Origin of the sequence: Stenotrophomonas sp. pho, assembly GCF_006228405.1 — a bacterium.
Classification (GTDB): domain Bacteria; phylum Pseudomonadota; class Gammaproteobacteria; order Xanthomonadales; family Xanthomonadaceae; genus Stenotrophomonas; species Stenotrophomonas sepilia.
In genome coordinates this window covers 808,182-831,012 of the sequence record NZ_CP029759.1, presented here as the reverse complement: position 1 = coordinate 831,012, position 22,831 = coordinate 808,182, and the positions used below count along the sequence as shown (strand labels likewise).

The window sequence follows — 22,831 nt, the reverse complement described above, 5'->3', positions numbered from 1 at the left end:
GTCGAGCCTTGCCCGACTACCGCACCATCCATACCCCGGAGCCGAGCATGGCTCGACTCGACAGCACAGGTCAGACGGCCTTTTCGACCTGGCCGAACTCGAGCTCGACCGGAGTGGCACGACCGAAGATCAGCACCGAGACGCGCAGACGGCTCTTCTCGTAGTTGACTTCTTCGACGACGCCATTGAAATCGTTGAACGGACCGTCGGTGACGCGAACCATCTGGCCCGGCTCGAACAGCACCTTCGGACGCGGCTTCTCGACACCCTCCTGAACGCGATTCAGGATGGCCTCGGCCTCGGAATCGGCGATCGGCAGCGGGCGATCAGCGGTGCCGCCGATGAAGCCCATGACCCGCGGGGTTTCCTTGACCAGATGCCAGCTTTCGTTGTCGATGCGCGGAATGCCGGCTTCCTCGTGGGTCTCGATCTGGACCAGCACGTAACCCGGGAAGAACTTGCGCTCGGAACGGCGCTTCTGGCCGGCGCGCATCTCGACCACTTCCTCGGTCGGGACCAGGACGTCGCCGAAGCGCTCTTCCATGCCATCACGGACGATGCGATCGCGCAGAGCCTGCGCCACCGACTTCTCGAAGCCCGAATAGGCGTGAACGACGTACCAACGCTTCATGCAATTCTCCTTAGCGGCTCAGGAACCACTGAGTCAGTTTCTGGATCAGGAAGTCGAAGCCACCCAGCAGCAGGCTGAGGATGAGCACCACGACGATCACGACCCAGGTCATGCGGACGGCTTCCTGGCGCGTCGGCCAGACCACCTTGCGCAGTTCGAAGCGCGACTCGGAGAGGAATTCGCGGGTGTCGCGCCCCTTGCCGGTCAGCATGAACACGCCGATACCGCCAACCAGACCGACCACGACCGCCAATGCACGCAACTGACCCGCCCACGCACCCAGCTGGGCGGCGCGACCGGAGTCCGCGGAGAACCAGAACCAGACGAACAGACCGGCCAGCACCAGCAGCGATGCGGCGACATACTTGACGATATCTCCACCGTTGGCGGAGTTGTCCTTGGAGTGTTCGATCTTGCTATTCATCCGGCTGTGTCTGCTTTAGCGGCCCAGGCCGCTGGATAAGGTGGGCAGATGGCACGCCAGGAGGGACTCGAACCCCCAACCTGCGGTTTTGGAGACCGCTGCTCTGCCAATTGAGCTACTGGCGTACGTTGAAAACTTGCCTTCCCTTAGACGGCGAAGGCGGACCGAGGTTCCCGGCCCGCCATTCGCGTAACCGGCGGCGCTATGCAACCACCGGTACTGCAGGCTTACTCGATGATCTTCGAGACCACGCCGGCGCCGACGGTACGGCCGCCTTCGCGGATGGCGAAGCGCAGACCTTCGTCCATGGCCACCGGGTTGATCAGGGTGACTTCCATCTTGACGTTGTCACCCGGCATCACCATTTCGACGCCTTCCGGCAGCTTGGCGGCGCCGGTGATGTCGGTGGTGCGGAAGTAGAACTGCGGACGGTAGCCGTTGAAGAACGGGGTGTGGCGGCCGCCCTCGTCCTTCGACAGCACGTACACTTCGCCTTCGAACTTGGTGTGCGGCTTGATCGTGCCCGGCTTGGCCAGCACCTGGCCACGCTCGACGTCGTCACGCTTGGTGCCGCGCAGCAGCAGGCCAGCGTTGTCGCCTGCCTGACCCTGGTCCAGCAGCTTGCGGAACATTTCAACGCCGGTCACGGTGGTCTTCTGCACCGGACGGATGCCGACGATTTCGATTTCGTCGCCAACCTTGATCACGCCGCGCTCGATACGACCGGTCACCACGGTGCCGCGGCCCGAGATCGAGAACACGTCTTCCACCGGCATCAGGAACGGCTTGTCGATCGCACGCTCCGGCTCCGGAATCCAGCTGTCCAGCGCGTCGACCAGCTTCAGGATGGCCGGCACGCCGATGTCGCTCTGGTCGCCTTCCAGCGCCAGACGGGCCGAACCGGCGATGATCGGGGTGTCGTCGCCCGGGAACTCGTACTTGCTCAGCAGCTCGCGCACTTCCATCTCGACCAGCTCGAGCAGCTCGGCGTCGTCCACCATGTCGGCCTTGTTCAGGAACACGACGATGTACGGCACGCCGACCTGGCGCGACAGCAGGATGTGCTCACGGGTCTGCGGCATCGGGCCGTCAGCGGCCGAGCACACCAGGATCGCGCCGTCCATCTGGGCGGCACCGGTGATCATGTTCTTGACGTAGTCAGCGTGGCCCGGGCAGTCAACGTGGGCGTAGTGACGGGTCGGGGATTCGTATTCGACGTGCGCGGTCGAGATCGTGATGCCACGCGCCTTTTCTTCCGGCGCGGCGTCGATCGAGGAGTAGTCCTTGAACTCGCCACCGAAGCGCTCGGCACCGATCTTGGTCAGTGCGGCGGTCAGCGTGGTCTTGCCGTGGTCGACGTGACCGATGGTGCCGACGTTGACGTGCGGCTTGGTGCGCTCGAACTTACCCTTGGCCATGGCTGCTTATCTCGAATTCGTCTGAGAGGTGATGCTTAAGATGGTGCTCACGAAAGGAATCGAACCTTCGACCTCTTCCTTACCAAGGAAGTGCTCTACCGACTGAGCTACGTGAGCCGAGTTTTGCATTATGACATGAACTCGATAATATTCAAAGTTCATTCAATGGAGCGGGAGACGGGAATCGAACCCGCACCATCAGCTTGGAAGGCTGAGGTTCTACCATTGAACTACTCCCGCGCCGGGAATGTCACAACGTGAAACTGGTGGAGGGAGGTGGATTCGAACCACCGAAGGCGTAAGCCAGCAGATTTACAGTCTGCCCCCGTTGGCCGCTTGGGTATCCCTCCTTACCACCCCAACCCGTTGCCGCCGAAGCGTTGCGGTGTGTGGTGGTGAGCCGCTTATTCTGCTGATCAGGCGGGGGGCTGTCAACGCTTTTTTCCATCTTTTTCACACGTTGTCGCAAACCCATTGATACGCAAGGTTATTGCCCAGGGACCGACAGGGTCTCGCTGGCGAAAATTGCGACATGGGGGACGCCATCGGCGCCGATCCAGCCCCGATACATGCCCCGGGTGTTGAACGGCATGGCCATTTTTCCGTCTGCGGCAAGCACGATCGCGCCGCCGTCGCCGCCCATCTTCGGAATCATCTCGTTGATCACGCCCCTGCCGGCCTGCTCCGGCGTCTGCCGCTGGTAGCGCATGCGCGCACAGATCTCGTGCGCGGCCGCAGTCCGGATGTAGTACTCGCCCCAGCCGGTGCCCGATACCGCGCAGCCCGCGTCGGCCCAGGTACCGGCGCCGATGATCGGCGAATCACCCACACGGCCATAGCGCTTGTTGGTCATGCCACCGGTGGAGGTGCCGGCGGCAAGCTGCCCCTGCGCATCCAAGGCAACCGCGCCCACCGTGCCGAAGTGCCTTGCGGTCTCCAGGTCGGCGTGCGCCTGGCCACTGGCCTCTTCCTTCAATGCGCGCTGCAGTTGCTGCCAGCGCTTGTCGGTACGGAAGTAGGATGGATCGACAAGGCCGATGCCCTGCTCCACCGCGAATGCCTCGGCACCCTGCCCGACCATCATCACGTGCCTGGACTTCTGCATCACGGCCTGGGCCAGCAGGATCGGGTTGCGCACCCGCTGCACGCCGGCCACCGCACCTGCAGCCAGGGTGGCGCCATCCATCACTGCGGCATCCAGTTCGTTGTGGCCGTCATGGGTGAACACCGCGCCCTTGCCGGCGTTGAAGGTCGGATCGTCCTCCAGCACGGTGATTGCCGCAGTGACGGCTGCAAGCGCCGGGCGACCGGCCGCCAGTTCGGCATGGCCCTTCAGCAGCGCCGCGCGCAACGCGTCGCGCGCAGCCTTCTCTTCAGCCGGCGACAGGTCCTTGCGCTCGACACCGGCGCCGCCGTGGATGACCAGCAACGGCGAGGCGGCCGGGGCGGCCTGGGCAAGCAACGGCAGGGACAGCAGCGCGGACAGCACCAGGCGCAGTTTCATCGGGTACATCTCCAGCAGGTGTAGTGAATGGATTGCACCGGCAGTGCCGGCCGCTGGCCGGCACCGGTCGCATCAGGAAGGTGGGTTGCCGGCCAGCGGCCGGTACTACCGAAGCGTGAACTCAATCTCGCCGTCGCTGACGTCGGCCACGGCCTGGTAATCGGCCTCGGCCTGGAAATCATCCAGCCGCATGCGGCTGCCGCTGGCGACCACCGTCACCGGCACCGCATGGAAGCGCAGCGGCTCGCCCTCCACCAGGCGGTCGGCGTCGCGGCCGGGGCTGACCACCCAGACCTTGCCTTCGCCATCTGCGCTGTAGACCTGGGCCCGGCCATCGGGCTCAACGCACAGGGCGGTGTCCTCATCGACGCCGATGCCGACGATGTCAGGGTCGCCGCTGTCCTGGGCGGCACGTGCCACGAACACGATCAGGCGACCGAGCCGGTCACGCTTGTCGAAATGGGTGTCGGTGACCACGCGCTGCAGGTAGGGCATCTGCAGGAAGCCGCTGTCCAGGGTCACGGCACTGCCCATCGGGTCGGCCAGCGCACCGGCCGAGGTGATGCTGCCGCCATCCATGGCGCCATAGGCATAGCCGCCGAGGATGGCCAGGCCAGCGCTGGTACCGGCAAGCGGCTTGCCGGCGCGCACATGGGCGTTGAGTGCACGGTTGAGTGCGGTGCCCTTCCAGAAGCGGATATAGCGGGACTGGTCGCCGCCGGCAATGAAGATGGCATCGGCCGCCGCGACCACGCGCAGCACCGCCGGATCATCGGCACCGCGGCGGCTGTCGAAGACCAGGGTCTGCACTGCGGTAGTGCCGCCGATCTCGCGGTACAGGCGGTCCTGCAGTTCGTCGCCACCGGAGGCGCGCAGAATCAGCACACGGCCATTGCCGGCCTGCTTCAGCCACCACTGGAAGGCCTCCGGCACCCACTCGCCACCGCCCATCAGCATCATGGCGGGCGCGCGCGGACCGGGACGCGGGGATTCCAGATCGCCGATTTCGTAATAGGCGAAGCCGGGGCCCTGCAGGTCCTGCGCGGGCGTGGCCAATGGCCAGGCCAGCACCAGCAGCGCCAGCCAGGCGAAGGGGCCAGGCAGGATCCGGTCGAGGCGTCGCATCTTGATCTCCCTGAACAAAATCGACTTGCAAGCGTTTTCACTCTTTGCCAGATAGGGGCCCAGTAGTCAAGGACATGAAAAAGGCGTTAAATGCGCGCGCCCATTCCGGAAGTCTGAATGGGGGACAGGGCCCCTCCTCTGCGGGCCGGCTTCATTTCCGAGAATTCCTCATGCGTAGACAGGCGATGGCGTGGTCGATCCAGCTGGCGTTGATGGGCGTGGCTGCTTCCGCGGCGGCCCAGGCACCGGCTTCCTCTTCGGTGCAACAACTGGACGCGGTGCAGGTCACCGGCTCGCGCATTCCGCGCGCCCAGGTGGAAGGCCCCGCTCCGATCACGGTGATCAATGCCGAGCAGATCCGCTCCAGTGGCTTCACCACCGTGCCGGACGTGCTGCGTGCAATGACCCAGAACGGCGGTGAGACGCAGAGCCAGCAGTCTTCCAGTGGCGCCGACTTCTCGCCGGGCGCCCAGCAGGTGGACCTGCGCGGCCTGGGCCCGAACCACACGCTGGTGCTGGTCAATGGTCGGCGTATTGCCGATTTCCCGATGCCGTTCAAGGGCCGCAGCAACTTCACCGATGTCTCCAACATCCCACTGGGCATGATCGAGCGCATCGAAGTACTGACCGGCAGCGCCTCGGCCATCTACGGCTCGGACGCGATCGCCGGCGTGGTCAACTTCATCCTGAAGAAGAAGGCCGACGGCACCACGATCGACATGCGCATGGGCACCTCCAGCGAAGGCGGCGGCGAGTCGTTCGACATGAGCCTGGCCAGCGGTTTCAGCCGTGGCAACTTCAACGCCGTGTACAGCGTCGAGCTGCAGTCGCAGACCCCGCTGTGGGCCTATGACCGTGACATCCAGGACTCGACCCGGGATGGCCCCACCGAGGGTTCGCGCATCGCGCGCCGTGCCTATCTGCGCACCGACTACAACGATGACTACCTGGACCCGGGCGCCGCCACCTGCGAAGCGCTGTCCGGCCAGAACCAGGGCAGCACCTATCGTGCCTACCGCCCGAAGTACGGCTACTACTGCGGCAGCGACAGCTCGATCGGCTACGGCACCATCCTCAGCAAGCGCCGCGGCGCCAACGGCTACGCGTCGCTGAGCTACGACTTCGACAATGGCCAGCAGTGGTTCGCCGACGTGCAGCTCGGCTACCACTCGATGTCGCTGATGCGCGACGTCACCCAGTGGGGCCGCATGGATGCCAACGGTGAGGAGTCGGGCTACTTCAACAACAAAGCCACTGGCGAGATCGAGTTCTGGCAGCGACAGTTCTCGCCCGAGGAAATGGGCGGCCTGCGCAACGCCATGGTGCGCAGCACTCAGAAGACCTTCAGCGTGACCACCGGCTTCAAGGGCAACCTGATTGGCAACTGGGATTACGAAGCGGCGTTGAGCCATTCGCAGTACCAGTCGCGCATCAGCTGGGCACAGATCATTGCCGCCAAGGCCAATGACCTGTTCCTCGGCCCGCAGCTGGGCGTGGATGACGACGGTTTCCCGGTCTACAACGCCGATCCGTCACGCCTGTACCGTCCACTGACCCGCGCCGAGTACGACTCGATCGCCGCGCGTACCACCTACACTCCGAAGTCGCGCACGGAAACCGCCGCCTTCACCCTGACCAACGCAGCACTGTTCGCACTGCCCGGTGGCGATGCCGGGTTTGCCGCGACCGTGGAAGTGGGCCAGCAGGCCTATTCTCTGAACCCCGATCCGCTGGCGACCGGGTACTACTACTACAGCTGGAAGGATTCGGACGGCAAGGGTTCGCGCAACCGCTGGGCGACGGCTGCGGAGCTGCGCATGCCGCTGCACGACACGGTCAACCTGAGCGTGGCGGGCCGCTACGACCAGTACCGCTATTCCGGACACAGCATCGGCAAGGAGACCTGGAGCGGCGGCCTGGAATGGCGCCCGATCGATACCCTGCTGGTGCGCGGCTCCTACGGCACCGCATTCCGTGCACCGGACCTGCACTATGTGTTTGCCGGACCGGGCAACGACGAGACCAGCGCCGAGGATCTGTACACCTGCCGCCTCGAGGAGGCCAGCGACTGTTCCGATTACGAGCGCAACCTGATCCGCAGCCGCACCGGCAACCGCCAGCTCGACCCGGAAACCAGCACCTCGTGGAGCGCCGGCTTTGTCTGGTCACCGGCGATCGGCCTGGACCTGTCGGTGGACTGGTTTGACATCGATATGCGCAACCAGGTGCAGGACATGGACGTGCGCACGCTCCTGGCCAACGAAGCAAACTGCCGCCTGGGCAGCGCCGACATCAATTCGCCGACCTGCGTGGACGCGCTCGCCCGCATCACCCGCAGCAACGACGGACGCCTGTATGGCGTGCGCGTGGAGCCGATCAACGTCGCCCGCGAATCCACCTCCGGCATCGACGCCGGCCTGCGTTATCGCCTGCAGACGGGCATCGGCGATTTCATCTTCAACGGCACGCACACCTGGGTGAAGAAGCATGATTTCCAGCGCTACCCCGGCGACCGCACCGAAGACCAGTTCGCGGTCAACAGTGGCTTCGACATTCCGCGCACCAAGACCAGCCTGAGCGTGACCTGGGAGAAGGATGCGTGGTCGGCAACGGTGTACGGCTCGCGCCTGGGCAAGCTGCCGACCTCGGACAGCTACGACCAAGTGTTCGACTGGGACAGCGGCGACAGCCCGTACGTGAAGGCGACCTATCGCTACAACGCCTCGCTGCAGTACCGCGTCGACGACCACTCGCGCCTGTCGCTGTCGGTGGTCAACGTGTTCAACAAGATGCCGCCGAAGGACCGTACCTACACCGCTTACCCGTACTACGACGTGTCCTGGTTCGACAGCGTCGGCCGCACGATCAACCTGCAGTACACCCACAAGTTCGGTGGCAGCGCACTGTAAGTGCCTGGCCAGCGCCGATACAGGAGACCCCCGCTTCGGCGGGGGTTCTCTTTTCCGCCGCCTGAACGGTACCCACGCGCAGGCTCCGGCCTGACCGGCCAGCGGGGGATTTTAGGAAACAGCTGATTCCGCGCCATCAGCGCCGCTCCCTAGCATCGTTGCATGTTCCGCTTTCCCCGCCCTTCGCTGCAGCAGGCCGTGCCATCGACCACCGCGTCGGTGTTGCTGCGCTGCCTGACCGTCTGCGTCTTCATCTGCCTGGCCGCCGCGGCCGGGTTCTACCTGCTCACGGCATTCACCGAAGACATCTCGACCCATCGCCGCGAGATGAATGCAGCGGCCTACAAGGCACAGATCTATTTCGACCAGCGCGAAGCCCTGCTGCGCTACCTGGGGGATTCGGTACTGGCCGGCAACCCGGATGCACCGGCCGCAGACAGCGAGGGCGTGCGCCAGCTGCCGCTGGATGGTCCCGGTGGCCAGCCGGGCCAGCGGCTGCTGCTGTCAGCGCGCGCCGAGCACACGCTGCAGGCACTGCAGACGCATCTGCTGCTGATCGATGCACGCGGCGCGCACTGGCTGGCCGGGGGCGAGGTCGACGTCGACCTGGTGCACCTGCCATCACTGCGTGCGCTGCAGGCACGCAGCGGCAGCCTCCAGGGTGCAGACCCGGTGTACTGGCTGCGGCCGGGTGACAGTGGCGTTGCGCTGGCGCAGCCGGTACAGGCGGGCCCCCAACCGGCGCAGTGGCTGGTGCTGCTGCTCGATGGCGCGGCGGCGGCGAGCATGATCGACGGCCAGGGCATTGGCGGTTACGCGCTGCTCGACCGTGCGGGGCAGCCTGCATTGTCCAGCCAGGCACCGCGGCTGGATGGTGCGGGCTGGAAGACCCTGCGGGAGCGCCAGGACGACAGCTTCGGCACGTTGTGGAGCGGCGGCCTGCCGCGCGGCGTAGCGCTGGTGAAAAGTGTCGGCAATGACGGCTGGCGGTTGGTCTACCACCTGCCGCCGCCGCTGCTGCTGGGCGACCTGGCCGTGCCCCTGCTGGTCTGCGTGCTGTTGCTGCTGCTGGCCGGTGTTGCGCTGCGCCTGCTACGGCATCGCGTTGACCTCCAGCTGATCCAGCCGGCCCTGCAGCAGCACCGCCGCCTGCTGGAGAACCTGGACTTCAGTTCGACGGTGATCGACATGGCGCCGGTCGGCATCTGCGTCCTGCGCCGCAGCGACCGCGCGCTGCTGCTCTCCAACCAGCTGCTGCGCGACTGGCTCGGCGAAGAAGGCGAACACAGCGACTGGCAGGCACCATGGCGCGGACATGCCGGCGAACGCGGGCGTGGACTTGAATTCACCGCCCGCGATGGGCGCCAGCTGCAAGTGCTGCACGCGGCCTGCCGCTACCAGGGCGATGACGTGCTGCTATGCGTCTTCCATGATATTTCCCGGCACCGCCAGGCACAGGCCGCACTGTCGTCGGCACGCCAGGCCGCCGATGCGGCCAACCAGGCCAAGAGCGCGTTCCTGGCCACCATGAGCCATGAGATCCGCACCCCGCTGTATGGCGTGCTGGGCACGCTGGAGCTGCTGGGGCACACCTCGCTGGACGCCCGGCAGTCGCAGTACCTGCGCACCATAGAGAGTTCCTCGTCGGTCCTGCTGCAGTTGATCAGCGATGTGCTGGATGTTTCCAAGATCGAGTCAGGACAGCTCAGTCTGGAGCCGACGGCGTTCTCGCCGCGCGAGCTGACCGAGAGCGTGCTGCGCAGCTTCGCCGCGTCGGCCACCTGCAAGGGCCTGCAGATCCTGGTCTGTACCGATCCGCGCCTGCCGACACGGGTGCTCGGTGATGCCGACCGCATCCGCCAGGTGCTGGGCAACCTGCTCAGCAACGCGATCAAGTTCACCGAGCATGGCCGGGTGGTATTGCGCGTGCGCCAGGTGCAGCGCGAAGCTGAATCGAGCGTGCTGGCATGGCAGGTGACCGATACCGGCGTGGGCATCGCTGCGGAGGAACAGGCGCGGTTGTTCGAACCGTTCCGCCAGGTCCGCGGCGCAGCCAGCGCGCAGGGCACCGGCCTGGGCCTGTCCATCAGCGACCGCCTGGTACGCCTGATGAGCGGCGAGCTGCAGGTGGTGAGCGAACCCGGGCTGGGCAGCAGCTTCAGCGTCCGCCTGCCGTTGCCGGTGCTGGCCGCTGCCGAAGATGGCCCCACACTGCTGCCGGAACCACCGATCCTGGTGCGCGGCCGCGACCGCGAGCTGGTCGACAGTGCCTGTGGCTGGCTGTGTCGCTGGGGCGCCAACGCGCAGCCCCTGCTTGGTGACCCGGCGTTGCTGGACCATGACGGCGCGATCCTGATGGATGGCGAAGCCGGGATGCCGCTGGCCTGGTCGGGCCCGCGCGTGGTGGCATCGATCGAGGGCGGTGACCAGCCGATCACTGCCGCCGACGGCAGCCTGGTGGTGACCCTGCACGGCATGACCGCGATCGGCAAGGCGCTGGCCAGCGTGCAGCAGCAGCGCGCGGCGCAGCCGGAGGCCACGCGCACGGCACCACCGATGCCTCTGGGCCTGCGCGTGCTGGCCGTCGAGGACAACCCGATCAACCGGGTGATCCTGGCCGAGCAGCTGCGCACCCTCGGCTGCGACGTGGAGCTGGCACAGGATGGCATGGAAGCGCTGCAGCGGTGCCGCGAGCAGTGCTTCGATCTGGTGGTGACCGACATCAACATGCCGCGCATGGACGGCCACGCGCTGGCCCGCCAGCTGCGCGATGACGGCAACCCGGTACCGGTGATCGGCGCCACCGCCAATGCCACCGCCGAAGAGCGCGAGCGCTGCCTGGCCAGTGGCATGCAGGGCTACCTCAGCAAACCCGTCGACATCGCCCGCCTGCGCAAGGCGCTCACCACCCTGCGCCAAGGAGACCCCGCATGACCCAGCGCGTCCTGATCCTGGAAGACCAGCCCTTCCAGCGTGGTTTCCTGGCCAATCTGTTCGGCAGCCGCGCCGGTATCCAGGTCGATGCCTGCGAAGACGTGGATGCCGCCATCGCACTGTGTGCCTGCCAGCCCTACGACCTGGTGGTCAGTGACCTGCTGATGCCCGGGCAGGACGGCATCCAGTTCATCCAGGCACTGGCGGCGCAACCACGCCCGCCGCGCCTTGCCGTGGTCAGCGCGGCCCCGCGGCGGATGATGACCTCGGCACGGCTGATGGCCGAATCGCTGGGGCTGGATGTGATCGGCCTGCTGCCCAAGCCGGTGGCGGCCGCCGACGTGGACCCGCTGTTCGAGGCGCTGGCGCAGGCGCGCCCGGCCACCGACAAGGCCCCCTCACTCGCGGCAGCGGCAGTCCCCGAACCGGATGCGTCGCAGCTGCGCCAGGCGATGGCCGATGGCAGCCTGACGGCGTGGTTCCAACCCAAGAAGTCACTGCAGTCCGGACGGGTGGTGGCGGCCGAAGCACTGGTGCGCTGGCGCCACCCGCAGCTGGGCACGCTGGCCGCCGGCAGCTTCCTGCCGGCGATCTGCCGCTACGGGCTGGAGGGCGACCTGCTGCGGATGATGCTCAAGGCCAGCATCAGCGCACAGGCGCGTTGGCGCAAGCAGGGCTTCCGGGTACCGGTGTCGATCAACCTGCCGCCTCATCTGCTGGAGCAGTCGGACCTGCCCGATGAGCTGCTGGCGCTGACCCTGGCCCACGGCGGGACGCCCGGCGAGTTGTGCTTCGAACTGATGGAGAACAGCACCACGCGGCACGTCAGCGACTTCTATGCCGGTGCCTGCCGGCTGCGCATGAAGGGCTTCGGCTTGGCCCAGGATGATTTCGGGCAGGGCCTGAGCTCGGTCCACAACCTGGTCAATACCCCCTTCACCGAGGTCAAGATCGACCGCGCGCTGGTCAGTGGCTGCGCCCGTGACCCGGCCCTGCACCTGACCCTGTCGACGGTGATCGCACTGGCCAACCAGCTGGGCCTGATCATCGTGGCTGAGGGCGTGGAAAGTGATGCCGACCTGGCCGCACTGCGGCAGTTAGGGTGCAGCCAGGTGCAGGGGTTCCTGATCTCGCAGGCGCTGCCGTCGGACGAATTCAACTGTTTGCTGGACGAGGAAGCACCGCAACTGGACGAAAGACCGCGGGCCGCCCTGCGCTGACGCGGATTCCACGACGGCTTCACAAAAACATCAAGCGGCATTGATGATCCTGTCTATGCAGTAGCGGCGGACTTCGCGCCGCCACCGGTGCCGATGTCCGCCCCATGCCCTGAGACCTGCCATGCCGGCCGAGGCCGCTCCTGTACGCCGACTCGCTCGCCGCTCGCTCCGCGTCCATGCCCTGTTGATCGGCGTGGTGGTGCTGGCGACCCTGCAGGCCGGACTGCTGCTGTCGGCCGGCTCGCAACTGTTGAACGAAGAGCGCAGCAAGATCGAGTACCACTTCCGCCGCCTGGACGGCACGTTGCGCGAGCAGGAGCGCTTCCTGCGCCAGTGGCGGCTGCATGATGTCGGCGTACGAGGCCAGCCGGTTGCCGATGCCAGCGTGGAACTGCAACGCGGTCCGTTGTATGCCAACTTCGCGGTGATCGGGAGCGAGGGGGCCGGTCGTTCGCCACCGACCGAGCTGGGCGACCGGTTCCTGCGCTTCTACGGCACGTTCTGGTCCGCTTCGCGCTACCCACCACCGCAATGCCTGCTGGTCGATGGCCAGGGCACACGCGGGCTGCTGGCACCGGTACAGACCGTCGGTACCGATGCAAGCCAGAACAGCCCGCATCACCTGCGACCGGCGATCGCCGACATCCACCGCGCACTGGGTACGCGGCCCACGCTGCAGCGCGGCGGCATCGCCTGGGTAAGCGTGCCGTGGCGCGACCGGCAGACCTGGCTGCTCGCCATCGCCCACGCTCCGCAGGATGCGCGCCTGTGGGGGAGGACGGCAAGGATTCGCAGGCCGCGCTGGCGTGCCTGCTCGATCCGGCACGCGTCGATGACTACCGGCAGGTGCTGGGTGTTCCGGTGTTCCAACGGCTGTCGCTGTTCGATGCCGATGGCCAGCGCCTGCTGGGCGATGCTGCAGATGCCAGCAACGCTGGCACCTCCTGGCAGGCAGGCCTGGGAGGCCTGCAGTTCCGCATGCGCAGCGAGCGCGGCTGGCTGGCGGTCTACCACGTCAGCTGGCGGCAGGTATTCCAGCACCCGCAGGGGCCGCTGCTCGGTGCGACGGTGGTGGCCCTGCTGCTGGCACTGGGTGGCACGCTGGTGCTGCGCGCGTATCGGCGTTCGGTCATCGAGCCGCTGCGCAGCAACCACGCGCGGCTGCTGGAAAGCGAAGCCTTCAGCCGCACCATCCTGGACAACGCGCCGATCGGGCTGTGCCTGCTGCACCGTACCGATGGCAATGTGCTGCTGGACAACACCCTCGCCCGCCGCTGGCTGGGCGAAGACCACCACAGCGGAGGCTGGCATGGCCCTTGGCGGCGCAGCGTGCTGTCCGCTGGAGGCACCACGCTCGGCGATGGGCTGGCCTACACCACGCCCGAAGGCCGCCACCTGCTGGTGACCGCGACGCCGGCGCGCTATCGCGGCGAGCCGGCGGTGCTGTGTCTGTTCATCGATCTCAGCAGCCAGCACGAAGCCGAGCAGGTGCTGCAGCAGGCGCGCCGTGCCGCCGACCAGGCCAACCGGGCCAAGAGCCAGTTCCTGGCCACCATGAGCCACGAGATCCGCACGCCGCTGTACGGCGTGCTCGGCACCCTCGAACTGCTCGGACTCACGCCACTGGATGCGCGTCAGCGGGACTACCTGGGGACGATCCAGCGTTCGTCCTCGACGCTGATGCAACTGATCAGCGACATCCTCGATGTCAGCAAGGCCGAGGCCGGGCAACTGAGCCTGGAACCCAGCCCGTTCGATCCAGTGCATCTGACCGAGGATGCGCTCGACTCGTATGCTGCCGCGGCCGCCAGCAAAGGGCTGCAGTTCTACGCCTGCATCGATGCCGACGTGCCGTCCGTGGTGTGCGGTGATGCGGCACGGATCCGCCAGATACTCAACAACCTGATCAGCAACGCGCTGAAGTTCACTGACAGCGGACGCGTGGTGGTGCGCGTCTCGGCACGCTGGCAAGAGCAGCGCTGCTGGCTGCAGTGGCAGGTCGCCGATACCGGCATCGGCATTGCCAGCGAGCACCAGGCACACCTGTTCGAGCCGTTCTTCCAGGCCAACCCGGGCACCGATGCGATGCGCGGCACCGGCCTGGGCCTTTCCATCTGCGCGCATCTTGTGGCGTTGATGGAAGGCCAGCTGCGCGTGGTCAGCGAGAGCGGCCTGGGCAGCAGCTTCAGCGTAGAACTGCCGCTGCCCCCGGCGCCGGCCGATCCGCAGCAATCTCCTGCGCCGCAGTTGCCTGCGGGCCTGCAGGTACAGGTGCGGGGTGGTGTGCGCGAGCTGGTCCAATCACTGTGCGACCGCCTGCAGCAGCGCGGTGCACTGGCCAGCGTGTACCGCGATGAAAGCGCGGCGGGCTTGCCGTCGTCCACCGTGCTGCTCGACCTGGTCCTGGGCGACGCGTTGCCCGGGTGGGTGGATGGACCGCGTGCGGTTGCCTGCCGCGACGGCGGCGTGCGGCCACGGCAGATCGATGGCGCCTGGCAGGTTGGCCTGCACCGGTTCGACGCGATCGTGCTCGCGTTGGCTGCCGCCAGTGGCCAGCCGCTGGCGGCCAGCGCCGAAGGGCGCCTGCCGGCGACGCGCCGTTTCGGCCTGCAGGTGCTGGTGGCCGAGGACAACCCGATCAACCAGGCGATCCTGCGCGACCAGCTGGAACAGCTCGGCTGCCGCGCCGTGGTCGCCAGCGACGGCAATGAAGCGTTGGGCTACTGGCAGCAGGACGAGTTCGCGCTGGTGCTGACCGACCTGAACATGCCCGGGCTGGATGGCTATGGCCTGGCGCGCGCCTTGCGGGCGCGCGGTGTCAGCGTGCCGATCCACGGCGCCACCGCCAATGCCGACCCGGCCGAACGCCAGCGCTGCCAGGAATCGGGCATGCAGGGCGTGCTGGTCAAGCCGATCACGCTGGAAGCGCTGCAACGCCTGCTGATCGGGATAACCCGGGGCGACGCAACGGTTCCCGCGCCATCGCAAGCACCGGAATCCACCGATACGGGCGATGATGATCTCCCGCTGCAGGTTCCCGCGAGGATGCAGGCGTTGTTCGTGCAGACCATGCAGGCCGACCTGGACAGCCTGCGCCAGTCGATTGCCAGCGCCGATCCCGCGCGCGTGGTGCAGGTACTGCATCGCATCCGTGGCGCACTGGTCATCGTGGGCGCACCCGCCCTGGTGGACAGCGGCCTGCAGATCGAGCACAGCCTTGCGAGCGGCGATGACCTGACCACCCAGGCGGCGTCGCTTGCCCACTTCCAGCGACGCCTCGAACAGCTGTTGCATCCGCTGCTTGATGCGGCCTCCCCTTCCCCACCTGACGACCCGACCCTGCCATGACCACACGGATCCTCATCGCCGACGACCACCCGATCGTGCTTGCCGGCATCCGCGACGTATTGGCCGGGGAACTGGACCTGGACGTGGTGGGTGAGGCGGCCGACCCGGCGACGCTGATCGAACTGATGACCCGCACCCGCCCACAGGTCGTGATCACCGACTACAGCATGCCGGGGGCGACCGCTTCGGTGACGGCATCAAGCTGATCTCGTTCCTGCGCCGCAGCTTCCCGGAGACGCGCCTGCTGGTGCTGACGATGGTGTCCAATCCGTCGTTGGTTGCAGCGATGTATGCCGCCGGCGCCGGCGGCGTCGTGCTCAAGAGCCATGGATTGGGCAGCCTGGTACAGGCCCTGCGCGTGGTGCTGGCCGACCGCGTCTACCGGCCACCGGGCCTGCTGCCGGTCGCGGCGAGCGAACCAGCCGATGCCGATGCGGTCCGTGCACGCCTGTCGCCGCGCGAACTGGAAGTGATCCGGCTGTTTACCGGCGGCATGAGCGTGGGCGACATCGCACGCCAGCTGCAGCGCAGCGCCAAGACGGTCAGCACGCAGAAGATCAGTGCGATGCGCAAGCTCGGCGTGGACAGTGACCAGGCACTGATCGAGTACTGCCTGCAGGCCTCGTTGTTCGCCTGAGGCCCACTCCAGGCTGAATCCTGCGGGCCCCGTACGAGGGCCTGCGACGGCTTTAGGAAACGCCTGATTCCATAGGACAGTGCCGATTTCTAGGCTGGACGCATCCCGCCATGGTGCGCCTGCCGGCAGCAACCGCGTCGCCGTGGGGACGGAAGCCCGATGGCGCCTGCAGCTGCTATCGCGTGTGGCTTCCGCAGCGACGCGGCCCTGCCGCGCCAGTCCGCGCAGCCCTGCTGCGCCCTGCCACAGGAAGTCCAACAGCATGTACGCCTCCCCCACTCGGCGCCGCCGAGCGTCCGGGCGCGCGCGCCTCGCGCCTGCTCCCCTCCTTCCCAGCCTGCTGGCAACCGCCCTGTGGGCGGCACTGCCAGTCCACGCCGCCGATCTGACCGGGCCCCTGCAGGTCAGCGACGGCAACAACCTGCAGCTGGGTGCCGATGATGTCCTCACCCATGGCGCGGGCAGCTTCGCACTGACCGTCACCGGCGCTGGCAGCAGCGCACTGATCGATGGCAGCCGCATCAACGTGACCGGTAATGGCAGCGCCGTGTCTGCTGCCAGTGGCGGCCAGGTGCAGCTGCGCGGTGCCACCCTGTCGATCGCACCCGCTACCGGCGTGGGCTTCTACGCACTGTATGCCAATGGTGCCGGCAGCGTGATCGATGCGCGCGATGTCGATATCGATGCCACGCGCAACGGCAGCGGATTCGGCAGCGTGCAGGCCTACAACGGTGGCGTGATCCGTTACACCGGGGGCCGTCTTTCAGTGACAGGTACCGGTGCGGCGCTGGCCGGTGCGTCCGGCAAGGGCAGTGAACTGCACCTGGCCGATCTGCAGATGAGCGCCGACGGTGGTGCCCGCCTGCGCGCCGACAGCGCGGGCCTGCTGACGATCCGCAACAGCCGCATCACCCTCGCTCCCGGTGGCATCCTCGCCGGCGTTGCCGTCGATGGCGCGGGCAGCCGCGCCGAGCTGTATGACACCTACATGGAAGGCGGCTGGTTCGATATCGACAGTGGTGGCAGCGTGCTGCTGGAGAACGTGGAAGCGCACTCGGTGGGTGGCAGCATGCGCCTGCTCGGCAGCCGCATCAGCAAGACCTATTCCAGCGCAGTGATCAACGGCGGCAGCTTCTACACCGTCGGCGGCTATGGCGTGAACATCAACAGCTGGGGGCAGCTGACCGCCCGCGACGCCGCGTTCGATGTGCGTGATGGCTACTCCGGATTCTGGCTGGCCAGCGATGAGTCGCGCCTGCAGCTGACCGACAGCACCATCGACACCTGGACCGACACCTACGGCTACGGTGTCGAGATCGCTGGCGGTGTCGCCACCGTGCAGGGCGGCCGGATCACCACGCACGGCGATGCGACCTATGGCGTACGCGTGACCGGTTCCACCGGCAGCACCGCCAGCCGCATTGAAGCCACCGGAAGCGTGATCGACGTGCGCGGCAACGGGGGTGGCGGCGTGTTCATCGGTGGCTCCACCGCCACCGCGCTGCTCGACACCGTTGCGATCCGCGGCGACGGCGAGAACGTGTTCGGCATCGTGCACATGAACACCGCGCGGCTGACCCAGGCCGATCGCCTGGACATCCGCATGACCGGCAGCAACAGCGGTGGCTACCGCTCCTACCTGACCGCGTTCGGCCCGTACTGGAACCGCGCCACCTTCAATGACAGCCACATCGAGACCGCCAGCGGCGCCGCGTTCTGGCTGCAGGGCAGCAACCATGCGTTGACCGTCAATGGCAGCGATGTGACCGCAGGCGACGGCAGCGGGCGCCTGCTGCGCGTCAGCGACACGGTGTTCACCGATGGCAGCAGCGTGGCGACCAGCCGCATCGACTTCAGCGCCGACGCCAGCACGCTGCGCGGTGACGTGGTGGTCGACAGCGCAACGGCTGACGTACGCATGGTGCTGGGCAACGGCACCACGTTCAGCGGTGCTCTGCGCAACGACTCCGGCTACCAGGTCGCACACCTTGCGCTGGATGGCAGCAGCCAGTGGAACGTGCGTGCCAGTTCCAGCGTCGGCGCGCTCGAACACGCCGGCACCATCGCCTTCGATACCCCGGGGGCAAGCGGCTTCAAGACCGTCACTGTCAGCGGCGACTATGTGGGCAACGGGGGCCAGTGGATCTTCAACCGTGCACTGGGTGACGACACTTCGCTGGGCGACCAGCTGGTCATCAATGGCAACAGCAGCGGCACTGCCAGCGTGAGCGTGCGCAATGCCGGCGGTGCCGGTGCACTGACGCAGGAGGGTATCCGCCTGATCACCGTTGGCGGCCAGTCCGATGCACAGTTCAGCCTGCAGGGACGCGCGGTCGCCGGTGCCTACGACTACTTCCTGTTCAAGGGCGGCGTGTCGACCCCGGATGATGGCAACTGGTACCTGCGTTCGGAATACGTGCCACCCGTCGATCCGCCGGAGCCGCCGGAACCGCCGATTGATCCGCCGCAGCCGCCGGAGCCGCCGGTCGACCCGCCGTCACCGCCGGAACCGCCGGTCGACCCGCCGTTGCCGCCGGAACCGCCGATCGACCCGCCGCGCCCGCAGGTGGAACGCCCGGAACCGGCGGCTTACCTGGCCAACCGCAACGCCGCGCTGGGCATGTTCCGGCACAGCCTGCACGACCGCGCCGGTGATCCCGCCGCCGAGGCCGGCGCCAGCAGCGATGCCGTGGCCTGGATGCACCTTCGCAGCGCGCAGCCCGACAGCCACGACCGCAACCGCCAGGTCCAGGTCGATGGGCAGATCAGCAGCGTGCTGGTCGGCGTCGGCCGTCGCTTCGAGGTGGGCGGCGCGGGCGAACTGCAGGCAGGTGCGATGCTCGGCCACGGCCGCGCGCGCAATGACAGCCGCTCGCAGGTGACCGGCTACACCGCGCGTGGCGTGGTCACCGGCACCAGTGTGGGTGCCTATGCCACCTGGCTGCAGGATGCACGCATGCAAGGCGGCGCCTATGTGGATGGTTGGCTGCAGTACGGCCGCTTCCGCAACAGCGTGCAGGGCGATGGACTGCAGAAGGAACGTTATGACGCCCGCAACTGGAGTGCATCTGCCGAAGCTGGCTATGTGCTGCCCCTGCGGCGCACCGCGCAGCGCGGCATCTACCTGCAACCGCAACTGCAGGTAGTGCACAGCCGCTATGACAGCGACCGCGTGGTCGAGGCCAACGGCACGGTGGTCGAAGACCGCAGTGGTGACGAGACCAGCACCCGCCTCGGCCTGCGCCTGTACAGCCGTGGGTTGAGCGCGGCGCAGGGCCAGGTGCATCCGTACGTGGCAGTGAACTGGTGGTCCGGCGGCAATGGCGCGGGCCTGGCGATGGACGGTGAACGGCTGCAGCGGCAGTTGCCGCGCGACATCTACGAGGCCAAGGCCGGTGTACAGGTGGATCTGTCCGGCGGCTGGCGCGGCTGGGGCGAACTGAGCCGGCAGAGCGGCGGCATGGGCTTCCGCGACGTCGGTGCCCAGCTGGGCGTGTCGTACACCTGGTGATGCGGGAAGTGCCCGGCAAGGGAGTGCCGGGCGCTTTTTCCACATGCCGCGTGGAAAGCGGTGGGAGTTTGGTGTGGACAAGTGGCGGTGAGCTCCACGTACCAAGCGTTTCAGGGTGTGGCGTTTTTTTGTCCACGCCCATGCGCGGTTTTCCACATCCGCCGTGGAGAGTGGTTGGGATTTGGTGTGGACAAGTGGGTGCGAGCATTGCACCGCAGGCGTTTCGAAGCGTGGTGAAAATTTGTCCATATTGCACAGGCAACCTGGCAGAGCCGAGCCCACGCTCTGCTGATACCCCCCTGAGCCGAGCGTAGGCTCGGCTCTACAGGGGAGCTGTGCGGTTTTCCACATGTGGCGTGGAAAGCGATGGGAGTTTGCTGTGGACAAGTGCCGGCGAACGTCACGCCACAAGCGTTTCGCAGTGTGGTGATTTTTTGTCCATCGCCGGAAACGCGAACGCCCCGCACAGGGCGGGGCGTCCGGGGGCGATCCGTTGCCGCCGGATCAGACGTTGAAGCGGAAGTGCAGGATATCGCCTTCCTGCACGCGGTATTCCTTGCCTTCCAGGCGCAGGCGACCTGCTTCCTTGGCGCCGGCTTCGCCCTTGTACTTGATGAAGTCGTCATACGCGATGGTTTCGGCGCGGATGAAGCCCTTCTCGAAGTCGGTGTGGATGACCGCGGCGGCCTGCGGGGCAGTGGCGCCCTTGCGCACGGTCCACGCACGGACTTCCTTCACGCCAGCGGTGAAGTAGGTCTGCAGGCCGAGCAGGCTGTAGGCCGCGTTGATCACGCGGTTCAAGCCCGGCTCGCTCAGGCCCAGGTCGGCCAGGAAGGTATCGCGGTCCTCGTCGTCGAGCTGGGACAGCTCTTCTTCGATCGCGGCCGACACCGGTACCACCTGCGCGCCTTCTGCGGCGGCATGCGCGCGCACGGCTTCCAGGTGCGGGTTGTTCTCGAAACCGTCTTCCAGCACGTTGGCGATGTACATCACCGGCTTCAGGGTCAGCAGGAACAGGTCGCGCACCAGCGCCTTCTCTTCCTCGTCCAGGCCGGCCGAGCGGCCGGCCTTGCCCTCCGACAGCGCCGCCTGCAGCTTGGCCAGTACCGGCTTGCGCGCCGCTGCATCCTTGTCGCCGCCCTTGGCCGCACGCTCGGCACGGTTCAGTGCCTTCTCGACGCTGTCCAGGTCGGCCAGCGCCAGTTCGGTATCGATGGTTTCGATGTCCGAGATCGGATCGACCTTGCCGGCCACGTGCACGATGTCGCCGTGCTCGAAGCAGCGCACCACGTGAGTGATCGCATCGACTTCGCGGATGTGTGCCAGGAACTTGTTGCCCAGGCCTTCACCGCTGGCGGCGCCGGCTACCAGGCCGGCGATGTCGACGAACTCGACTGCGGTCGGGATGACCTTCTGCGGGTTGATGATGCCCGCCAGCTCGTTCAGGCGCGGATCCGGTACCGGCACGATGCCGACGTTCGGCTCGATGGTGCAGAACGGGAAGTTCGCCGCGGCGATACCCGCCTTGGTCAGCGCATTGAACAGGGTCGACTTGCCGACGTTGGGCAGGCCGACGATGCCGCATTTGATACCCATGGGTGACAGCTCTCTGGGGTGAAAGTGATTGGGGAAACAGCGGCCTGGGCGCTGCTTTTCCAATCATTCTCCGTACCGACCAACGGTCGGTACCTACCGGATTGGTTGGTTCCGTACCGACCAACGGTCGGTACCTACCGGATTGGTTGGTTCCGTACCGACCAACGGTCGGTACCTACCGGATTGGTTGGTTCCGTACCGACCAACGGTCGGTACCTACCGGCTATTTCGGGGTGTGCAGCCGCTTCATCGCTTCGTTGAAATCGCCCTGCACCGCCAGCGGCATCACGTCGATCGCATCATCGATGGCGCGCGCGATCAGCACCTCGTCGTCCTTCGACGGGCGCCCCAGCACCCAACCCACCACGCGGTCCTTGTGGCCGGGATGGCCGATGCCCACGCGCAGGCGATGGAACTTGCCGTGGCCGAGCAGGCGGATGGTGTCGCGCAGGCCGTTCTGGCCGCCGTGGCCACCGTCGAACTTCAGCCGTGCCGCGCCGGGCGGCAGGTCCAGTTCGTCGTGGGCCAGCAGGGTTTCCTCCGGCTCGATCTTCCAGAACCGCTGGGCGGCGGTGACCGACTTGCCGCTGAGGTTCATGAAGGTGGCGGGCTTGAGCAGCCACACCGTCTGCCCGGCGATCTCGACCTTGGCGGTCTCGCCGAACAGCTTGCTGTCCACATTCCATCGCGCACCGGCTTTTTCCGCCAGGGCCTCAACGAAATGAAACCCGGCATTGTGCCGGGTCCGGGCGTGTTCAGATCCGGGGTTGCCCAGACCGACGATCAGTCGCAGTCCTGCCATGGTTCCTTCCAGTACGGTGCCTGCCCGGAGGCAGGCACCGTAACGGTATTACTCGGCGGCAGCCGCTTCTTCGTCAGCCGCGTCGGCCTTGCCGGCCTTGGCGGTGACGATGGCGTCGTCGTGGTCCTTGCCCAGCGCCAGCGCCGGGATTTCCACGCCCTTCGGCAGCTTGATGTCGGACAGGTACACCACGTCACCGGCCTTCAGCTCGCCCAGGTCGACTTCGATCGACTCCGGCAGGTCCTTCGGCAGGCAGGTAATGGTCACTTCCTTCAGTTCGTGGGTGACCACGACGTCGGCAGCCTTGCCAGCCGGCGAGGTGTCTTCGTTGACGAAGTGCAGCGGGACCGAAGCAGTCAGGGCTTCGTTCTCGTTCACGCGCTGGAAGTCCAGGTGCATGATCAGCTGCTTGTACGGGTGGCGCTGCATGTCACGCAGCAGGACCTTCTGCACCTGGCCGTCCAGGTTCAGGTCCAGGATCGAGGCATAGAACCACTCGTTCTGCTGGGCCAGCCAGATTTCGTTGTGGTCCAGGCTGATGGCGACCGGCTCGGCGTTGCCGCCGTACACGATGGCCGGGATCACACCCGCGTGACGCAGGCGGCGGCTCGCACCCTTACGCTGCAGTTCACGCTTGGTGACCTTGATTTCATGGGTCTTCGACATTTTCGACTACTCAGGTTGTTGCCTCGCCTTTCGGCGTGGCGGTTGAAGATGCTTCCGCGACCAGAAGCACCCGGGGTATGTCCCCGCCGCTGTCGGCAGGGACGAA

Annotated in this window: 16 protein-coding genes and 4 tRNA genes; 7 read left to right on the top strand and 13 right to left on the bottom strand. The window is 66.6% G+C overall.

Features of this window, described 5'->3' with window-relative positions:
• Positions 1 to 70: 70 nt before the first annotated feature.
• From nusG to DL544_RS03760, 9 genes are all read right to left on the bottom strand, one after another.
• The gene (gene nusG, locus DL544_RS03800) at positions 71 to 631 is read right to left on the bottom strand and encodes a transcription termination/antitermination protein NusG (RefSeq protein ID WP_004154362.1); all 561 of its coding nucleotides are present in this window, start codon (positions 629 to 631) and stop codon (positions 71 to 73) included.
• 10 nt (positions 632 to 641) lie between these two features.
• The gene (gene secE, locus DL544_RS03795) at positions 642 to 1,055 is read right to left on the bottom strand and encodes a preprotein translocase subunit SecE (RefSeq protein WP_004145202.1); all 414 of its coding nucleotides are present in this window, start codon (positions 1,053 to 1,055) and stop codon (positions 642 to 644) included.
• A gap of 49 nt (positions 1,056 to 1,104) precedes the next feature.
• Positions 1,105 to 1,180 (bottom strand) — tRNA-Trp (locus DL544_RS03790).
• Positions 1,181 to 1,282: 102 nt separating this feature from the next.
• Entirely contained in the window at positions 1,283 to 2,473 is a 1,191-nt protein-coding gene (gene tuf / locus DL544_RS03785) for an elongation factor Tu (protein WP_065178958.1), read from the bottom strand.
• A gap of 41 nt (positions 2,474 to 2,514) precedes the next feature.
• Positions 2,515 to 2,590, bottom strand: a tRNA-Thr gene (locus DL544_RS03780).
• Between the two features lie 49 nt (positions 2,591 to 2,639).
• Positions 2,640 to 2,713: transfer RNA gene (locus DL544_RS03775), tRNA-Gly, on the bottom strand.
• A 24-nt stretch (positions 2,714 to 2,737) separates the two neighbouring features.
• A tRNA-Tyr gene (locus DL544_RS03770) sits at positions 2,738 to 2,823 on the bottom strand.
• 137 nt (positions 2,824 to 2,960) lie between these two features.
• Positions 2,961 to 3,977: an isoaspartyl peptidase/L-asparaginase family protein gene (locus DL544_RS03765; protein ID WP_139726761.1), complete on the bottom strand. Its 1,017-nt coding sequence runs from the start codon at positions 3,975 to 3,977 to the stop codon at positions 2,961 to 2,963.
• 105 nt (positions 3,978 to 4,082) lie between these two features.
• Positions 4,083 to 5,102 carry a cyanophycinase gene (locus DL544_RS03760; protein WP_139726760.1) on the bottom strand — a complete coding sequence of 340 codons (1,020 nt, stop codon included), beginning with the start codon at positions 5,100 to 5,102 and terminating at the stop codon, positions 4,083 to 4,085.
• Positions 5,103 to 5,272: 170 nt separating this feature from the next.
• On the opposite strand from DL544_RS03760, the gene DL544_RS03755 reads away from it, so the two are divergent.
• The 3 genes from DL544_RS03755 (at position 5,273) to DL544_RS03745 (ending at position 12,165) form a co-directional block, all read left to right on the top strand.
• Complete coding sequence (locus DL544_RS03755) at positions 5,273 to 8,011, top strand: TonB-dependent receptor plug domain-containing protein (RefSeq protein WP_065186360.1); 2,739 nt, start codon at positions 5,273 to 5,275, stop codon at positions 8,009 to 8,011.
• A 162-nt stretch (positions 8,012 to 8,173) separates the two neighbouring features.
• Positions 8,174 to 10,945: a response regulator gene (locus tag DL544_RS03750; RefSeq protein ID WP_065186359.1), complete on the top strand. Its 2,772-nt coding sequence runs from the start codon at positions 8,174 to 8,176 to the stop codon at positions 10,943 to 10,945.
• On the top strand, positions 10,942 to 12,165 hold the full coding sequence (locus DL544_RS03745; protein WP_139726759.1) for an EAL domain-containing response regulator: 1,224 nt from the start codon (positions 10,942 to 10,944) through the stop codon (positions 12,163 to 12,165). The genes DL544_RS03750 and DL544_RS03745 overlap by 4 nt, the downstream gene beginning before the upstream one ends.
• 19 nt (positions 12,166 to 12,184) lie before the next feature.
• On the opposite strand, the gene DL544_RS21550 is transcribed toward DL544_RS03745, so the two are convergent.
• Positions 12,185 to 12,913: a hypothetical protein gene (locus tag DL544_RS21550; protein WP_255313055.1), complete on the bottom strand. Its 729-nt coding sequence runs from the start codon at positions 12,911 to 12,913 to the stop codon at positions 12,185 to 12,187.
• 20 nt (positions 12,914 to 12,933) lie between these two features.
• Here DL544_RS21550 and DL544_RS03740 point away from each other — a divergent pair, with 20 nt between their 5' ends.
• From DL544_RS03740 to DL544_RS03730, 4 genes are all read left to right on the top strand, one after another.
• On the top strand, positions 12,934 to 15,513 hold the full coding sequence (locus DL544_RS03740) for a hybrid sensor histidine kinase/response regulator (RefSeq protein ID WP_255313054.1): 2,580 nt from the start codon (positions 12,934 to 12,936) through the stop codon (positions 15,511 to 15,513).
• Positions 15,510 to 15,719 carry a response regulator gene (locus DL544_RS21545; protein WP_255313053.1) on the top strand — a complete coding sequence of 70 codons (210 nt, stop codon included), beginning with the start codon at positions 15,510 to 15,512 and terminating at the stop codon, positions 15,717 to 15,719. The genes DL544_RS03740 and DL544_RS21545 overlap by 4 nt, the downstream gene beginning before the upstream one ends.
• Before the next feature lie 50 nt (positions 15,720 to 15,769).
• Positions 15,770 to 16,150, top strand: a complete 381-nt coding sequence (locus tag DL544_RS21540; RefSeq protein WP_231114059.1) for a LuxR C-terminal-related transcriptional regulator — start codon at positions 15,770 to 15,772, stop codon at positions 16,148 to 16,150.
• Between the two features lie 262 nt (positions 16,151 to 16,412).
• Positions 16,413 to 19,661: an autotransporter family protein gene (locus DL544_RS03730; protein ID WP_065196892.1), complete on the top strand. Its 3,249-nt coding sequence runs from the start codon at positions 16,413 to 16,415 to the stop codon at positions 19,659 to 19,661.
• Positions 19,662 to 20,165: 504 nt separating this feature from the next.
• On the opposite strand, the gene ychF is transcribed toward DL544_RS03730, so the two are convergent.
• From ychF to DL544_RS03715, 3 genes are all read right to left on the bottom strand, one after another.
• The gene (gene ychF, locus DL544_RS03725; protein WP_005415403.1) at positions 20,166 to 21,257 is read right to left on the bottom strand and encodes a redox-regulated ATPase YchF; all 1,092 of its coding nucleotides are present in this window, start codon (positions 21,255 to 21,257) and stop codon (positions 20,166 to 20,168) included.
• A 223-nt stretch (positions 21,258 to 21,480) separates the two neighbouring features.
• Complete coding sequence (pth, locus tag DL544_RS03720; protein WP_005415402.1) at positions 21,481 to 22,059, bottom strand: aminoacyl-tRNA hydrolase; 579 nt, start codon at positions 22,057 to 22,059, stop codon at positions 21,481 to 21,483.
• A 48-nt stretch (positions 22,060 to 22,107) separates the two neighbouring features.
• Entirely contained in the window at positions 22,108 to 22,725 is a 618-nt protein-coding gene (locus DL544_RS03715; protein ID WP_005415401.1) for a 50S ribosomal protein L25/general stress protein Ctc, read from the bottom strand.
• Positions 22,726 to 22,831 lie beyond the last annotated feature (106 nt).

What these genes read in the sequence shown, in the direction of transcription:
- nusG (WP_004154362.1), bottom strand. Translation starts at nt 631, where the DNA reads ATGAAGCGTTGGTACGTCGTTCACGCCTATTCGGGCTTCGAGAAGTCG.
- secE (WP_004145202.1), bottom strand. Translation starts at nt 1,055, where the DNA reads ATGAATAGCAAGATCGAACACTCCAAGGACAACTCCGCCAACGGTGGA.
- tuf (WP_065178958.1), bottom strand. Translation starts at nt 2,473, where the DNA reads ATGGCCAAGGGTAAGTTCGAGCGCACCAAGCCGCACGTCAACGTCGGC.
- DL544_RS03765 (WP_139726761.1), bottom strand. Translation starts at nt 3,977, where the DNA reads ATGAAACTGCGCCTGGTGCTGTCCGCGCTGCTGTCCCTGCCGTTGCTT.
- DL544_RS03760 (WP_139726760.1), bottom strand. Translation starts at nt 5,102, where the DNA reads ATGCGACGCCTCGACCGGATCCTGCCTGGCCCCTTCGCCTGGCTGGCG.
- DL544_RS03755 (WP_065186360.1), top strand. Translation starts at nt 5,273, where the DNA reads ATGCGTAGACAGGCGATGGCGTGGTCGATCCAGCTGGCGTTGATGGGC.
- DL544_RS03750 (WP_065186359.1), top strand. Translation starts at nt 8,174, where the DNA reads ATGTTCCGCTTTCCCCGCCCTTCGCTGCAGCAGGCCGTGCCATCGACC.
- DL544_RS03745 (WP_139726759.1), top strand. Translation starts at nt 10,942, where the DNA reads ATGACCCAGCGCGTCCTGATCCTGGAAGACCAGCCCTTCCAGCGTGGT.
- DL544_RS21545 (WP_255313053.1), top strand. Translation starts at nt 15,510, where the DNA reads ATGACCACACGGATCCTCATCGCCGACGACCACCCGATCGTGCTTGCC.
- DL544_RS21540 (WP_231114059.1), top strand. Translation starts at nt 15,770, where the DNA reads ATGGTGTCCAATCCGTCGTTGGTTGCAGCGATGTATGCCGCCGGCGCC.
- DL544_RS03730 (WP_065196892.1), top strand. Translation starts at nt 16,413, where the DNA reads ATGTACGCCTCCCCCACTCGGCGCCGCCGAGCGTCCGGGCGCGCGCGC.
- ychF (WP_005415403.1), bottom strand. Translation starts at nt 21,257, where the DNA reads ATGGGTATCAAATGCGGCATCGTCGGCCTGCCCAACGTCGGCAAGTCG.
- pth (WP_005415402.1), bottom strand. Translation starts at nt 22,059, where the DNA reads ATGGCAGGACTGCGACTGATCGTCGGTCTGGGCAACCCCGGATCTGAA.
- DL544_RS03715 (WP_005415401.1), bottom strand. Translation starts at nt 22,725, where the DNA reads ATGTCGAAGACCCATGAAATCAAGGTCACCAAGCGTGAACTGCAGCGT.